The sequence below is a fragment of the Streptomyces sp. NPDC051576 genome (assembly GCF_040681835.1).
Lineage (GTDB): Bacteria > Actinomycetota > Actinomycetes > Streptomycetales > Streptomycetaceae > Streptomyces.
Window position 1 is genome coordinate 1 of sequence record NZ_JBFAZO010000015.1, and the last position, 13671, is coordinate 13671.

Here is a 13671-nt window from a genome sequence, read left to right on the forward strand (position 1 = left end):
AAACCGGCGAACAGCGGCGTCGCGAACATCAGCAGCATGATCGTGCCGTGCATCGTGAACGCCTGGTTGAACTGCTCGTTCGACAGGATCTGCAGCCCCGGCCGCGCCAGCTCGGCGCGCATCAGCAGCGCCATGACGCCACCGATCAGGAAGAACGCGAACGACGTGACCAGATACAGCGTGCCGATCGTCTTGTGGTCCGTGGTCGTCAGCCACTTGATGCTCTTGAGGTCTCTCACGCCCCGCCTGTGTCCGTGCTCCGCCCGCCCGTCACACTCGACGGGCGCGACAAGAATCACGAAACCGGGTGTGACGATCACCCGGGTGCCGGACACGAACGGAACATGAGCAACGACGAGATCTTCGCCGCTGCCTATCGCGAGCACTACTGGGCGGTCAGCCGCTACGTTGCCCGGCGACTGGACGGGCGGAACAGCGAGGTCGAGGAAGTGGTGGCGGAGGTCTTCACCGTCGCCTGGCGCCGCCGCGCCGACCTGCCGCCGTCCCAGCTGCCCTGGCTGTACGGCGTGGCCCGCAACTGCCTGGCCAACGCCGTACGCGGCTACGGCCGCCGCCGTAGGCTCGTCGACCGGCTCGGCAACGACGAGAGCGCGCACGGGCGGCAGGTCGCGGCCGGTCCCGACGCGGAGACGCCCGGCTCCTGGGTGCACGAGGCGCTCGCGCGGTTGTCGCCGGCCGACCAGGAGGTGCTGCGGCTGACGGCCTGGGAGGAGCTGGGCGTGGAGGAGGTCGCCGTCGTCCTCGGGTGCGGTGTGCGGGCCGCGGCCATGCGGTTGCATCGGGCGCGGCGGAGGCTGAGAGCGGAGATCGACCGGCTCGCGGTGCTGGGAGGGGCGGGGCGATGATCACGTGTTCCGCGGCGCCGTCGTGGCTGTTCGCACAGCTCTCCGCGCCCCTTCGGGTCGCCGTCCTCACCCCAGCTAAGGACCACCGGCATGGCTGACGAACTCGAACTCCTGCGCAGCGCCAACCCGTTCACGGCCGACGGGCCCCGCTACGGCGACGGGCCGCTGGACCATCACGCCGAGCGCCGGCTCAACCGGCTGCTGCACGACGGCCGGCCCAGGCGCCGTCGACTGCTCTGGAGCCTCATGGCCGGAGTCGCCGTTGTGGCGACGGTGTGCACGCTGTTGGTGAGCGGACCGAGCAGCGCTCCCGCCGTCGCGGCCCCCCGCCCACTCGTGGTGCGGGCCCACTCCACCCCCGTATCCCTGAACCAGCTCGCCGCACTCGCGGCGGCGACCGCGGCCGACGGAACTCCCGTACTGCGCAAGGGAACTCACGTGCACTCCTGGAGCCTCGGCATGTCCGACGACAAGCCGCCGATCACGTTCCCCGAGGAGAGGATCGTGCGGTGGAAGGCGGACGACACGCACACGGAACGGATCGTCGAGGACGGGCATGTCCTCAAGGACACGACGTATCCGCCGAGTTGGAGCGACGTCCCGCCCGATGCCCGGCCCCCGCACAGCGTCGCGGGACTGCGCTCGTACCTCCAGGAGACGGCGAACAGCAAGACGCCACTGACCACCCCCGAACTTCTCGACGCAGTACAGGAGTTGCTGGACCACTGGACGCTCGGCGCGCGTGAGTCGGCGGCGTTGGCGCGGCTGCTCGCGGGCGTGGACGGGCTGCGGCCCGTGGGGGAGGTGACCGACCGGCTCGGGCGCGGCGGGCAGGCGTACGTGTATCAGCAGTCCGCGACCCGCCGGATGCTGATCATGGACCCCGCCACCGGCACCGTCCTCGGACTGGAGACCACCTTCACGAAGGACCAGCCCGAGTACGGCGTCAAGGTCGGGGACGTCATGGACTACAGCGCGTGGACGCGCTGATCACACCCCGAGTTGCCGGGCCGCGGCGTCCACGGTCTGTTCGAGGAGCGTGGCGATGGTCATCGGGCCGACGCCGCCCGGCACCGGCGTGATCAGCGAGGCGCGCTCGGCGGCGGAGTCGAAGTCGACGTCGCCGACGTTGCCCGCGTTGTAGCCCGCGTCGAGCACCACCGCGCCCGGTTTGATGTCCTCGCCGCGGATCAGCCGAGGCCGTCCGACGGCGGCGACCACGATGTCGGCCTCGCGGACCGCTGCCGACAGGTCGCGGGTGCGGGAGTGGCAGTAGGTGACCGTCGCGTCCCGGGCCAGGAGCAGCATGCCGGCCGGCTTGCCGAGGATCGCGCTGCGGCCGACGACGACGGCCCGCTTGCCGGACGGGTCGACGTCGTACTCGTCGAGCAGCCGCATGATGCCGCCGGGCGTGCAGGACACGAAACCCGGTAGACCGAAGCTCATCGTCGCGAAGGACGCGAAGGTGACGCCGTCGACGTCCTTCTCCGGCGCGATCGCCTCGAACGCGGCCCGCTCGTCGATGTGTTCACCCATCGGGTGCTGGAGCAGGATGCCGTGCACGGTCGGGTCGGCGGACAGCGCGGTGAGGGTGGCGACCAGTTCGGCGGTGGTCGTGGCGGCGGGCAGTTCCACGTGCCGGGACTCGATGCCCGCCTTGCGGCAGCGGTTCTGCTTCATCCGGACGTAGGTGACGGAGGCCGGGTCGGCCCCGACCAGGACCGTCGCCAGACAGGGCGCCGTACCGGTGCGCTCCATGAGGTCGGCGGCTTTCTTCGCGGTGTCCTCGACGATGCGCCGGGCGAGCGCGGTGCCGTCCATGAGCCGTGCCTGGGACATGATCCACTCCTGAGCTGATTGACCAGTCGCCCAGGCGCACGGCATCGACTCCGCGTGGGCCGCTCCACGGTGGTGCTCCACCTCAGCGCCAGTCACGGCCCTCGAACAGCCTAACCGAGTGTTCTACGGCCGTCAGGACCCGCTTTCCGCGGTCGGCGCCGTCGGGTCGAACACTGCCCCTCGCATCTCGTCCGGACCCATGAGACGGATCACCGACGCCGGGCATGCCGTGTTCGACCGGCACGTGGCGGCGGAGGAAGCGGGCGAGCTCGCACTGCTCGCAGCACTGAGCCCAGCAGAGCGGCGGAAGCTCGCAGACCCGCTGCGGAAACCGGTACTCGCCGTCGAATCCCGGTGGACGCCCCCGGCACTGTACTCGCCGAAAAGGTCCAGGTCAGACGGGTGTTGACCCGGACCCTCGGCACCAGCCTCGCTATCCGTCCCATGCCTGGATCATCGTCTGCCGGGTGATCTTGCCGTCGTTCAGCAGAAGCATCGACTCGGCGAGGACCCTGGCCCCGTCCGGATACTGACACGACTCGCTGTAGGCGACCCGGTCCCCTTGTACGACGCACTCCTCCAGCTTGTGCGTCATGTCCCGGCTGTAGACATCGGCGAGCATGGCGCCGATCTCGTCCCGGCCGTGCAGGACCTTGGGGTTGCTGGGCTGGGTCTGGTGGTCGACGACGTGGATCTCGGCGTCGTCCGCGTAGAGCGACAGAAGTGTCGCCGCTGTGTGATCCTCGATGCCCCGGCGCAGGGCTTCGGTGTCGAAGCCGGGGCCTGACGCGGTGCCCATGGTGACCTCCTCCGAGGGCCGCGACCCGAACAGGAGCGAGCCGCGAAGCGCCTCTCCTACGAGACTCCTCCGCCGCGCCGGGCTCGGCAAACCGAGCGGCGCGCTCCGCCTGACGGGTGAGCGGCGCCCGGCGCCCGTGTCCGCGCGAGGACGGGCCGCGTTGCTGAAAGCATGATCTCAACACGACGTATTGTCGCCGCCGTTGGTCTCGCCGTCGGGGTCACCGGCCTCGCCGCGCCGATGGCGAGCGCCGCCGACGCGCCCGCCTTCAAGGACGGCAAGGTCAGCCCGGTCGCCCTGCTGGACTCGCTCGCGGTGAGTGAAATCCCCGCCGAGCACCAGGCGCAGATCCCGCGGGTCGCGGACCAGATGAAGGCGCTGAACCACCTGAACGACCTCCAGCAGTTGCACCAGGTCACCGACCTCGCCGCTCCGGTCACGGGACTGCTCCCCGCCGTCGAGTAGCGGGACCGCGCAGCACACAGACCTTGAGGGCCGTCCGGAAACGGGCGGCCCTCGGTCGTGCCGTGGGTCAGCCGGCCGTGGCCAGGAACTGCGTGGCCGCCAGCTCCGCGTAGAGCGGGTCGGCACTCACCAGCTCCCGATGGGTCCCCACCGCTCGGACGCGGCCCGCGTCCATGACGACGATCCGGTCGGCCATCGTCACCGTGGACAGCCGGTGCGCGACGACCAGGACCGTCGTCGTACGGGCCACATCGGCGACGGTGTCGCGCAGGGCCGCCTCGTTGACCGCGTCGAGCTGCGAGGTCGCCTCGTCGAGGAGCAGCAGCCGGGGGTGGCGCAGCAGGGCGCGGGCGATCGCGACGCGCTGGCGCTCGCCGCCGGAGAGCCGGGTGCCGCGATGGCCGACCAGGGTGTCCACGCCCTTCGGCAGCCGGGCGACCAGGCCGTCGAGCCGGGTCGTCTTCAGGACCCGGGTGACGTCGTCGTCGTTCGCGTCCGGGTTGCCGAGGAGCAGGTTGTCGCGCAGGGAACCCGACAGGACCGGCGCGTCCTGCTCCACATAGCCGATGGCGGACCGCAGCCCGGACAGCTCCCAGTCGGCGAGGTCCCGTCCGTCGAGGGTGATGGTGCCGGACTCGGGGTCGTAGAAGCGCTCGATCAGGGAGAACACGGTGGTTTTGCCCGCGCCGGAGGGGCCGACGAAGGCCGTCATGCCCTGGGCCGGTACCTCGAACGTCACGCCGTGGTGGACGTAGGGCAGGTCGTCGCCGTAGCGGAAGCGGACGTCGTCGAAGGCGAGGGACGCGGGTGCGGCGCCGGGGGCGGGCAACTGCGCTCGCGGGGATGGGGGTTCGGCGGGTAGGTGGAGCGCCTCCTGGATGCGGGAGAGGGCGGCGGCGCCCGTCTGGTACTGCGTGATCGCGCCCACGACCTGCTGGATCGGCTGCATCAGGTAGAAGACGTAGAGCAGGAAGGCGACCAGGGTGCCGACGTCGATCGCACCCGTCGCCACCCGTGCCCCGCCCACCGCGAGGACGGTGATGAACGCGATCTGCATCGACAGACCGGCCGTATTGCCCGCCGCCGCCGTCCACTTGGCGGCGCGCACGCTCTGCCGCCACGACTCCTCGGCGGCCGCGTGCAGGGTGCGCTCCTCACGGTCCTCGGCGCCGGACGCCTTCACCGTGCGCAGCGCGCCGAGGATCCGCTCCAGCGAGGCGCCCATCACGCCGACCGCGTCCTGCGCCTGCCGACTGGCCCGGTTGATGCGCGGCACGATCACGCTCAGGACGGTGCCCGCGCCCGCGATCACCCCGAGGGTGACAGCCAGCAGCACGGGGTCGACCAGGCTCATCATGACGATCGTCGCGACGAGGATGAGCCCCTCGGTGCCGAAGCCGACCAGCGAGTCGGTGGTGACCTCGCGCAGCAGGGTGGTGTCCGAGGTGATGCGGGCCATCAGGTCGCCGGGCTCGCTGCGGTCCACGGCGGTGATCCGCAGCCGCAGCAGATACGACGACAGGGCGCGCCGCGCACCGAGCACCACCGACTCGGCGGTGCGCCGCAGCACATACGAACCCAGCGCGCCCAGCGCCGCGTTGGCGACCACCAGCGCCGACATCGCGAGCAGCGCCCCGGTGATGGTCCGGTGGCGCGACAGGTCGTCGATGAGCCCCCGCGCCACCAACGGCAGCAGCAACCCGGTACCCCCGGTGACCAGCGAGAGCAGCGCGCCCGCCAACAGGGCCCAGCGGTGCGGCCGTACGTAGTCGAGGAGCAGACGCCAGGCAGGCGGGCCGCTCCGAGTCCCTGCGATGCTCACGGTGCTCCTTGGGAGGGAAGCGGTCGGAGCATTCAGGCTACGTCGGTCACCGGCCGCAGCGTCCGCCAGTCCCGGGCCATCGACAGCGCACCCGACGTGCCGGGACCGCAGGCCTCCAGCATTCCCAACAGGACCTCCCCGGGCCCGAGTTCGAGCCAGTCCGTGACACCGTCCGCGGACATCCCCTCGACCGCGTCCGCGAAACGGACCGGGTCGCGCAGCTCCCGCACCCAGAACTCCGGTGTCGCGGCCTCGGCATCGACCGGCTTCCCGGTCATGTCGGAGACGAGCGGGATGCGTGGGGCGCGCAGGTCCATCGGGAGCAGGACACGGCGGAAGTCGTCGAGCAGCGGGTCGAGTTGCGGGGAGTGGGGCGCCACATCGACACGCAGCAGATGCGACCGGCGGCCCCGGGCGGTCCACTGGGCGTGGACCTCCGCGACCGCCCGCCGGTCACCCGAAACCACCACGGACCGGGGCCCGTTGACCGCCGCGATCACCACTCCGGGCATCGGTTGCAGCTCTTCCTCGGACGCCTCCACCGCCGCCATGCCTCCCGCCCCGGACAGCGCGCCCATCAGCCGGGACAGTGTGCCCACGGCACGGCAGGCGTCCGCCAGCGAGAACACGCCCGCGACCTGGGCGGCGGCCATACGCCCCGCCGAGTATCCGAAGACGACGTCCGGGCGGACTCCCCAACCGCGCAACAGGCGGTACTGCGCGACCTGGAGAGCGAAGATCGCGGGGTTGGCATAGGTGATGCGGTCCAGGAGTTCCGCCGTGCGCGTGTCCCGCTCGGCGAACATCACGTCCTGGAGGGGGATGTCGAGGTAGGGGTCCAGCAGTTCGCAGACCTCGTCGAGGGCGTCCGCGAACACCGGGAACAGCGCGTGGAGTTCGCGCCCCATGCCGGGCTGCTGCGAGCCGCCGCCGGAGAACAGGAACGCGGTCCGTCCGGCGGGCGGCCGGACCGGATCAGCCGAACGAGCCGTCTCCGCAGGCCTGTTGACCAGCCGCCCCACCACCTCCGCCACCGACCCGCACACCACGATCCGCTCCAGATCCCCCGGACGCAGGAAGCCCTCGTCCCGTGCCTGCTCCAGGAAGGCCAGCAGCGGGTCGTAGAAGCCGGACGGGTCCAGGAGCAGCACCGGTTTGCGGTGGATCCGCAACTGCGCCCACGACAGCACCTCGAACAGCTCCTCCGCCGTGCCGAGCCCGCCCGGCAGCGCCACGAACGCGTCACCCTCCGCCGCCATCCGCGCCTTGCGCTCGTGCATGTCGGCGACCACTTCGAGCGAGGTCAGCCCGGTGTGCGCGATCTCGTACGGCAGCATGCGGCGCGGCACGACTCCGGTCACCGTGCCGCCGGCGGCCAGGGCCGCGTCCGCGAGCGTGCCCATGAGGCCGATGCCGGCACCGCCGTAGACGAGGTGCAGGCCGGACTCCGCGAGGGCGCGGCCGAGTTCGGCGGCCGTCCGGGAGTGACCGGGGTCGCGGCCGGGGGACGCCCCGCAGAAGACGGTCACCGAGGTCACGGCCACAGCCGGTACCCCCTGGTCAGGACGGCGTACGGGTCGAACCGGTCCTTGGCGCGGGCCAGTTGGGACCACACGGGGCCGAAGTGGGCGCGCCAGTCGGCGGGTGTCATCGGCAGGGCGCCGCCCGGGTGCAGGACCCCGCCGACGGCCGTGGCCCGCTCGTACAGCGCGCGGTTGGCGGCCACCAACCGCCGTACGGTGTCCGGGTGTTCGGGTGGTGCTGTGCGCATCAGGGAGAGCAGGCAGAGGAGTTCGCCCGGTGGCCTGCGCAGCAGCGGGGTGCGCAGGGTGTGGCCCGCGAGCGGGCGGAGCTGGACGGTTCCGCAGGCGCGCAGGCCCTGTTGGGCCTCCTCGGCGAGCATCGGCGGGACGAGGGCGGCGGCGGCCTCCTCGGGGAGCAGCAGGGTCAGCCATGGGTGCGGGCGGTCCCACTCGCCCGTGGCCCGCAGCATCCGTTCGTCGCGGTCCATGCGGTGCAGATACTCGGCGTAGGAGAGGTCCTCGATCTCCTCCGTGTCCCGGTCGTGGTCCAGGTCGCCGATCAACAGCTCGTCCTCGTACGGCAGTTGGCCGGGGTGCGGGGCCACCGCCTCGATCATGTAGTCCCAGGTGCCGCCCAGCGCCGGCCGGGCCTGGCCCGCGACCTGGCTGAAGCGGGCGTCCCTGGCCAGCCGCCGCTGGTCGGTGAAGTAGGTGCCGGGGGAGTGGTGGTAGAGGCGGTAGCGACGCACCCGGTCCGGCGCGGGCACCAGCCGCAGGGTGGCGCCGACGATCAGGGCGCACTGGCCGAGACCGGCGAGGACCGCGTCGAACAGGTCCGGGCGCCGCTCCGGCGAACACGTCAGCAGCTCGCCGGTGCCGGTGACGACCTCCACCTCCCGCACCCAGTCGGTGGCCGCGCCGTAGCGGTGGCTGGCGGCACCGAAGCCCCCGGTGCTCAGCACCCCGCCGACGCTGGAGCCGAGATGGTCGGGGAGCACCGGTGGCACGAGCCCCTCGGCGAGCGCGGCGCGTACGACCTCGCGCCACGGGGCGCCCGCCCCGGCGACCAGCGTCCGGTCCTCCGGTACACAGCGCACCTCGTTCAGCGCGCCCATGTCGACGACATAGCCGCCGTCCGCCTGCCCCTGGCCGTACAGCGCCTGGCCGCCGCCGCGCGCCGAGACCGGCAGTCCGTGTTCTCCGGCGAAGGCGACGAGATCCCGGACTGCGTCGGCGGAACGCGCGGCCAGAACGCCGAGCGGACGGGAACCCACGATATGGCCGAAATCGTCCGCGGCACGCGCCAGATCCTCGGCGCGGGTGCCCGGCGACTGAATGAGATCCGATGATCCTTTCATGCTGCACGCTCCAGCGGGCCGAAGTCGATTCCCGACCCCGTCGTCCATTCTCCGAATATCTCGGTGAACGCGCGATGCTGGAGAATGCCGTGCTCGGCATGGCGTTCGGCGATCAGGGCGGCCATCCGGTTCAGGATGTGTTCGGGCAGGTCTTGTTTGTCGATCGTCTCCACGTCGAGCGCGTATTTCGCGCAGCATTCGAGAACGGCCTCGAACCCGTTGACCGAGGCGGCGAGCAGACGGTGACCGGGATCGCGCCAGAGCGCGGCCAGCTCGTCCAGCAGGCTCCGGCCGGGCGCGGCCGGAGCGAGCATCTCGCGGGCCCGGCGGGTGAGCGCGGCGACGTACACGGCACGGTCGGGAAGGGGCAGCAGGCGGACCGTCAGCCGCCAGGGCAGGCCGGCGACGCGCGCGGCCAGCTCCCGCAGCAGCGAGATCGAGCCTCCCTCTACGATTACCGGCCGCGGACCGAGCCTCGTCACCAGCCCGACCAGGGCGTCCGTGGCCGCCGCCGCGGACAGGTCGCCGTCGGCGAAGGTCCGGTCGCCCAGCCAGTGCCGGCGCACGTCCGGCACCTCGGCGCCCGCCCGGGCGCTCGTCGTGGCCAGATCGGTGAAGCACTGTAAACGGTCGGCCACGACGATCGGGGCCCCGGTCGTCCGGGCCAGTTCGGTCGCCGCCGCGCTTTTCCCGACGCCGGTCGGTCCCGCGATCAGATGGACGAACGGACGTGCGACGGGAAGTGTTTCCTTTTCGGCCATGACACATGTCCCTTCCAGCACTCCTACAGGGAAATACCAGCGTCAACCTACGCACGAGCATGGTGATCAAGAACCAGGTGTTCGCCTCGGCAGGGCAAAGACCTCGCCACTTTCCTGTGAGGTTGTTAAAAGTCCGAGCCCCGGGCATGGAAGGCTCTTTGGTCGGGAATCCAGGGCGATATGAGAAAGCACCGAGAGGATCAGCGGGGATTCTTAACCAATTCTTGCTCCGTTTGAAGAAAGCATCAAAGGCACTTCACAGGAGGCAGTTCCATGGAATCCGACATGCTGCTCGCCGTCGCCGAGACCCACCTCGGGCCGAAGGAGGACGGACCCGCGGCCAGGGGCACTGTCCTGGTCGGCTACGGCACGGTGGGGGAGCTGACCAGGTTCGCCGCCACCCCGGGCTGGACCGTCCACGTCCCCGGACACCCCGTCGAAGTCCGCCGAGCCATCCTCGGTGCACTGCACGACGGCGAGCATGCCTACGTCCACGTCTCCGCCGAGTCCAACGCCGAACCACGGGCCGTGAAGGGCGGCTTCGAGGTCGTCCGCGAGGGCCTCGGCGGCGTGGTGCTCGCGGTCGGCGCCACCCTGGACCCGGTACTGCGCGCCACGGCCGGGCTCGACGTCGCCGTCCTCTACGCGGCCACCGTCCGCCCCTTCGACGAGATCGGCCTGCGTACGGCCGTACTCGCCGCCGACCACGCGGACGTGATCCTGGTCGAGCCGGGCCTGCCCGGCACCTTGGCCCGGGAGGTCGCCGGGACCCTTCTCCACGTACCGCACCGGCTGCTGGCGCTCGGCGGCGCGGAGGGACTGGACGACGGGAGCGTGGGCCGTGCGGTCCGCGATTTCCTGAGGTGACGACCGGCTGTCGGGTGTGCAACGCCGTCGTGCCCTTACCGATCAGTCACGCGTAGGGTCGTAGGCAGGGACAACGGCCGACGAAAGGGTTCAGGACCATGGCGCAGGAAGTACGCGGCGTGATCGCACCGGGCAAGAACGAACCGGTCCGGGTCGAGACGATCGTCGTACCCGATCCCGGACCCGGTGAGGCCGTGGTCAAGGTGCAGGCCTGCGGGGTCTGTCACACCGATCTGCACTACAAACAGGGCGGCATCAGCGACGACTTCCCCTTCCTGCTCGGCCATGAGGCATCCGGCATCGTGGAGTCGGTCGGCGAGGGCGTCACCGACGTGGCCCCCGGCGATTTCGTGATCCTCAACTGGCGTGCGGTGTGCGGCAATTGCCGCGCCTGTCTGCGCGGCCGCCCCTGGTACTGCTTCAACACCCACAATGCCCGGCAGAAGATGACCCTCGCGTCGACCGGCCAGGAACTCTCCCCGGCTCTCGGTATCGGAGCCTTCGCCGACAAGACCCTCGTGGCCGCCGGCCAGTGCACGAAGGTCGACCCGGCCGTCTCCCCGGCGGTCGCCGGGTTGCTGGGCTGTGGGGTGATGGCCGGTATCGGTGCGGCGATCAACACCGGCAACGTGGGGCGCGGTGACAGCGTCGCCGTCATCGGGTGTGGCGGGGTCGGTGACGCGGCGATCGCCGGGGCGCGGCTTGCGGGTGCGGCGCGGATCATCGCGGTGGACATCGACGACCGGAAACTGGAGAAGGCGCGTGCGATGGGTGCCACGCACACCGTGAACTCGAAGTCCACGGACCCCGTCGAGGCGGTCCGTGAGCTGACCGGTGGCTTCGGTGCCGATGTCGTGATCGAGGCGGTCGGCCGCCCGGAGACGTACCAGCAGGCCTTCTACGCCCGCGACTTGGCGGGAACGGTCGTCCTCGTCGGCGTGCCCACCCCGGAGATGAAGCTCGAACTCCCGCTCCTGGACGTCTTCGGACGCGGCGGAGCCCTCAAGTCGTCCTGGTACGGCGACTGCCTGCCCTCCCGCGACTTCCCGATGCTCATCGACCTCCACCAGCAAGGGCGCCTGGATCTCGGCGCGTTCGTGACGGAGACGATCCAACTGGACGAGATCGAGAAGGCCTTCGAGCGGATGCACGGCGGCGACGTGCTGCGTTCGGTGGTGGTGCTGTGATGGCGGCGCGGATCGAACACCTCGTCACGTCAGGGCAGTTCACCCTCGACGGCGGTACCTGGGACGTCGACAACAACGTGTGGATCGTCGGCGACGACCACGAGGTCGTGGTGATCGACGCCGCCCACGACGCCGACGCCATCCTCCGGGCGATCGGCGACCGGCGACTGACCGCGATCATCTGCACCCACGCCCACAACGACCACATCGACGCCGCGCCGGAGCTGGCCGACCGCACCGGCGCCACGATCTGGCTGCACCCCGCCGACCTGCCGCTGTGGAAGCAGACCCACCCCGACCGCGACCCCGACGCCCATCTCGCCGACGGCCAGGTGATCGAGGCCGCGGGCGCCGACCTGAAGGTCCTGCACACGCCCGGCCACGCGCCAGGTGCCGTGTGCCTGTACGACCCCGGGCTCGGCACGGTCTTCACCGGCGACACCCTCTTCCACGGCGGCCCGGGGGCCACGGGACGGTCGTACTCCCACTTCCCGACCATCATCGACTCCATCCGCGATCGTCTGCTGACCCTGCCGCCCGAGACGACGGTCCGTACGGGACACGGCGACTCGACGACCATCGGCGCGGAGGCCGCACACCTGGAGGAGTGGATCGCGCGGGGGCACTGAACCCCGTACGGCAAAACACGACAGAGGATGTCCGGCTTCTCCCGCACGATCGACAGGACACAGGTCGAACGAGCACGGGAGGTCGGACATGCCTGGCCCACTGGAAGGCAGGGTCGCGCTGGTCGCGGGGGCGACGCGCGGAGCGGGACGCGGGATCGCGGTGGAACTGGGCGCGGCCGGCGCCACCGTCTACGTGACCGGTCGCACCACCCGCGCCCGGCGCTCCGAGTACGACCGGCCCGAGACCATCGAGGACACCGCCGACCTCGTCACCGCGGCCGGCGGTCAGGGCATCGCAGTCCCCACCGACCACCTGGAACCGTCGGCCGTACAGCACCTCGTCGACCGCATCGACGACGAAGAGGGCCGCCTCGACATCCTCGTCAACGACATCTGGGGCGGCGAACACCTCTTCGCCTGGGACACCCCCGTGTGGAAACACGACCTCGACAAGGGGCTCCGCCTCCTCAGACTGGCGGTAGAGACACACGCGATCACCAGCCACCACGCCCTGCCTCTACTCCTGCGCCGACCCGGCGGCCTGGTCGTCGAAATGACCGACGGGACCGCCGAGTACAACCGCGACACCTACCGCGTCTCCTTCTTCTACGACCTCGCCAAGTCCTCCGTCCTGCGCATGGCCTTCGCCCTCGGCCACGAACTCGGCCCGCGCGGCGCCACCGCCGTGGCACTGACCCCGGGCTGGCTGCGCTCGGAGATCATGCTCGACCAGTTCGGCGTACGCGAGGACAACTGGCGCGACGCCCTGGACCGCGTACCCCACTTCGCCATCTCGGAGACCCCGCGCTACGTCGGCCGCGCCGTCACCGCCCTCGCGACCGACCCCCAAGTCGCCCGCTGGAACGGGCAGTCCCTGTCCAGCGGCGGACTTGCCCCGGTGTACGGCTTCACGGACCTCGACGGCAGTCGCCCGGACGCGTGGCGGTACCTGGTGGAAGTGCAGGACGCGGGGAAACCGGCGGACGTCACCGGGTACCGGTGAGATGGGGGATCAGACCTCGGTCACCGGCCAGCGCGCCGAGTGGCCCGGCGGCAGCGCCAGATCGTCCCGTACGGCCGCGTAGTAGCCCTCGCGGCCGGCGCGCTGCCGCTCCAGCAACTCCTGCCAAGCGGACGGGTCTTGGGTCCCGGCGCGCATGAACCGCTCCATCTCCATCACCGCGCCGACCCACGCCCGGGCCTTCTCCACCACCTCCGGGCTGCCCAGCAGGATCAGCGCCTCACCGGACGGGTCGCGCTCCACGGTCGCCTCGGCCAGCAGGGGTTCGGCCTCCGCAGGGGTCAGTGGGTGCGGATGCGGGTCGTTGCCCAGATGGGACTCGACCCGGTACGTCAGAGTCACCGACTTCTTCAACGTCCGCGCGTACTCGGCGTACACCTTCAGCCGCCGCTCCTCCCAACTTGCCTCCCGCTCCCGCTGGAACCTCACCCGCTCACCCCGCACGATCGCCAGGTACGAGCCGAGGGCGCCGATCACCACACCGATCAGCGCGGGAAGTTGCTGTATGAACGCGTTCATGTCCGCACGGTATCT

15 protein-coding genes and 1 riboswitch are annotated in these 13671 nt (G+C 70.9%); of the genes, 7 read left to right on the top strand and 8 right to left on the bottom strand.

Annotated features, from left to right (window positions below):
- Positions 1 to 239 (bottom strand): cbb3-type cytochrome c oxidase subunit I (locus AB0M63_RS38785; protein ID WP_366022866.1); only part of this gene is annotated, 239 nt, incomplete at its 3' end.
- Positions 240 to 344: 105 nt separating this feature from the next.
- Here AB0M63_RS38785 and AB0M63_RS38790 point away from each other — a divergent pair.
- On the top strand, positions 345 to 866 hold the full coding sequence (locus tag AB0M63_RS38790; RefSeq protein ID WP_366022667.1) for a sigma-70 family RNA polymerase sigma factor: 522 nt from the start codon (positions 345 to 347) through the stop codon (positions 864 to 866).
- Between the two features lie 90 nt (positions 867 to 956).
- Entirely contained in the window at positions 957 to 1856 is a 900-nt protein-coding gene (locus AB0M63_RS38795; RefSeq protein ID WP_366022668.1) for a CU044_5270 family protein, read from the top strand.
- Here AB0M63_RS38795 and AB0M63_RS38800 read toward each other — a convergent pair whose 3' ends face one another.
- Complete coding sequence (locus AB0M63_RS38800; RefSeq protein WP_366022669.1) at positions 1857 to 2705, bottom strand: bifunctional 5,10-methylenetetrahydrofolate dehydrogenase/5,10-methenyltetrahydrofolate cyclohydrolase; 849 nt, start codon at positions 2703 to 2705, stop codon at positions 1857 to 1859.
- 21 nt (positions 2706 to 2726) lie between these two features.
- A riboswitch (ZMP/ZTP riboswitch) is annotated at positions 2727 to 2811 on the bottom strand.
- 327 nt (positions 2812 to 3138) lie between these two features.
- Positions 3139 to 3504, bottom strand: a complete 366-nt coding sequence (locus AB0M63_RS38805; protein WP_355922798.1) for a nuclear transport factor 2 family protein — start codon at positions 3502 to 3504, stop codon at positions 3139 to 3141.
- Positions 3505 to 3675: 171 nt separating this feature from the next.
- On the opposite strand from AB0M63_RS38805, the gene AB0M63_RS38810 reads away from it, so the two are divergent.
- On the top strand, positions 3676 to 3969 hold the full coding sequence (locus tag AB0M63_RS38810) for a hypothetical protein (RefSeq protein WP_355922801.1): 294 nt from the start codon (positions 3676 to 3678) through the stop codon (positions 3967 to 3969).
- A gap of 67 nt (positions 3970 to 4036) precedes the next feature.
- Here AB0M63_RS38810 and AB0M63_RS38815 read toward each other — a convergent pair whose 3' ends face one another.
- Genes AB0M63_RS38815 through AB0M63_RS38830 form a run of 4 tightly spaced genes read right to left on the bottom strand, consistent with a single transcriptional unit; the run spans position 4037 to position 9433 of the window.
- Positions 4037 to 5791 (bottom strand): ABC transporter ATP-binding protein, encoded by a 1755-nt coding sequence (locus tag AB0M63_RS38815; protein ID WP_366022670.1) that lies wholly within the window; start codon positions 5789 to 5791, stop codon positions 4037 to 4039.
- A 32-nt stretch (positions 5792 to 5823) separates the two neighbouring features.
- Complete coding sequence (locus AB0M63_RS38820) at positions 5824 to 7335, bottom strand: TIGR00730 family Rossman fold protein (RefSeq protein WP_366022671.1); 1512 nt, start codon at positions 7333 to 7335, stop codon at positions 5824 to 5826.
- The gene (locus AB0M63_RS38825) at positions 7326 to 8672 is read right to left on the bottom strand and encodes an FAD-binding protein (protein WP_366022672.1); all 1347 of its coding nucleotides are present in this window, start codon (positions 8670 to 8672) and stop codon (positions 7326 to 7328) included. Before AB0M63_RS38825 ends, AB0M63_RS38820 begins: the two co-directional genes overlap by 10 nt.
- Entirely contained in the window at positions 8669 to 9433 is a 765-nt protein-coding gene (locus AB0M63_RS38830; RefSeq protein ID WP_366022673.1) for an isopentenyl transferase family protein, read from the bottom strand. Before AB0M63_RS38830 ends, AB0M63_RS38825 begins: the two co-directional genes overlap by 4 nt.
- Positions 9434 to 9706: 273 nt before the next feature.
- Between AB0M63_RS38830 and AB0M63_RS38835 the strand changes: the two genes are divergently transcribed.
- From AB0M63_RS38835 to AB0M63_RS38850, 4 genes are all read left to right on the top strand, one after another.
- Entirely contained in the window at positions 9707 to 10300 is a 594-nt protein-coding gene (locus AB0M63_RS38835) for a transketolase (protein WP_366022674.1), read from the top strand.
- A gap of 98 nt (positions 10301 to 10398) precedes the next feature.
- Positions 10399 to 11487, top strand: a complete 1089-nt coding sequence (locus AB0M63_RS38840; RefSeq protein ID WP_355922819.1) for an S-(hydroxymethyl)mycothiol dehydrogenase — start codon at positions 10399 to 10401, stop codon at positions 11485 to 11487.
- Positions 11487 to 12116, top strand: a complete 630-nt coding sequence (locus AB0M63_RS38845) for an MBL fold metallo-hydrolase (RefSeq protein WP_366022675.1) — start codon at positions 11487 to 11489, stop codon at positions 12114 to 12116. The genes AB0M63_RS38840 and AB0M63_RS38845 overlap by 1 nt, the downstream gene beginning before the upstream one ends.
- Before the next feature lie 88 nt (positions 12117 to 12204).
- Positions 12205 to 13119 (top strand): SDR family oxidoreductase, encoded by a 915-nt coding sequence (locus AB0M63_RS38850; RefSeq protein ID WP_366022676.1) that lies wholly within the window; start codon positions 12205 to 12207, stop codon positions 13117 to 13119.
- A 9-nt stretch (positions 13120 to 13128) separates the two neighbouring features.
- On the opposite strand, the gene AB0M63_RS38855 is transcribed toward AB0M63_RS38850, so the two are convergent.
- Positions 13129 to 13656, bottom strand: a complete 528-nt coding sequence (locus tag AB0M63_RS38855) for a hypothetical protein (protein ID WP_366022677.1) — start codon at positions 13654 to 13656, stop codon at positions 13129 to 13131.
- Between the last annotated feature and the right edge of the window lie 15 nt (positions 13657 to 13671).

What these genes read in the sequence shown, in the direction of transcription:
- AB0M63_RS38800 (WP_366022669.1), bottom strand. Translation starts at nt 2,705, where the DNA reads ATGTCCCAGGCACGGCTCATGGACGGCACCGCGCTCGCCCGGCGCATC.
- AB0M63_RS38835 (WP_366022674.1), top strand. Translation starts at nt 9,707, where the DNA reads ATGGAATCCGACATGCTGCTCGCCGTCGCCGAGACCCACCTCGGGCCG.
- AB0M63_RS38845 (WP_366022675.1), top strand. Translation starts at nt 11,487, where the DNA reads ATGGCGGCGCGGATCGAACACCTCGTCACGTCAGGGCAGTTCACCCTC.
- AB0M63_RS38805 (WP_355922798.1), bottom strand. Translation starts at nt 3,504, where the DNA reads ATGGGCACCGCGTCAGGCCCCGGCTTCGACACCGAAGCCCTGCGCCGG.
- AB0M63_RS38855 (WP_366022677.1), bottom strand. Translation starts at nt 13,656, where the DNA reads ATGAACGCGTTCATACAGCAACTTCCCGCGCTGATCGGTGTGGTGATC.
- AB0M63_RS38850 (WP_366022676.1), top strand. Translation starts at nt 12,205, where the DNA reads ATGCCTGGCCCACTGGAAGGCAGGGTCGCGCTGGTCGCGGGGGCGACG.
- AB0M63_RS38830 (WP_366022673.1), bottom strand. Translation starts at nt 9,433, where the DNA reads ATGGCCGAAAAGGAAACACTTCCCGTCGCACGTCCGTTCGTCCATCTG.
- AB0M63_RS38840 (WP_355922819.1), top strand. Translation starts at nt 10,399, where the DNA reads ATGGCGCAGGAAGTACGCGGCGTGATCGCACCGGGCAAGAACGAACCG.
- AB0M63_RS38795 (WP_366022668.1), top strand. Translation starts at nt 957, where the DNA reads ATGGCTGACGAACTCGAACTCCTGCGCAGCGCCAACCCGTTCACGGCC.
- AB0M63_RS38790 (WP_366022667.1), top strand. Translation starts at nt 345, where the DNA reads ATGAGCAACGACGAGATCTTCGCCGCTGCCTATCGCGAGCACTACTGG.
- AB0M63_RS38825 (WP_366022672.1), bottom strand. Translation starts at nt 8,672, where the DNA reads ATGAAAGGATCATCGGATCTCATTCAGTCGCCGGGCACCCGCGCCGAG.
- AB0M63_RS38810 (WP_355922801.1), top strand. Translation starts at nt 3,676, where the DNA reads ATGATCTCAACACGACGTATTGTCGCCGCCGTTGGTCTCGCCGTCGGG.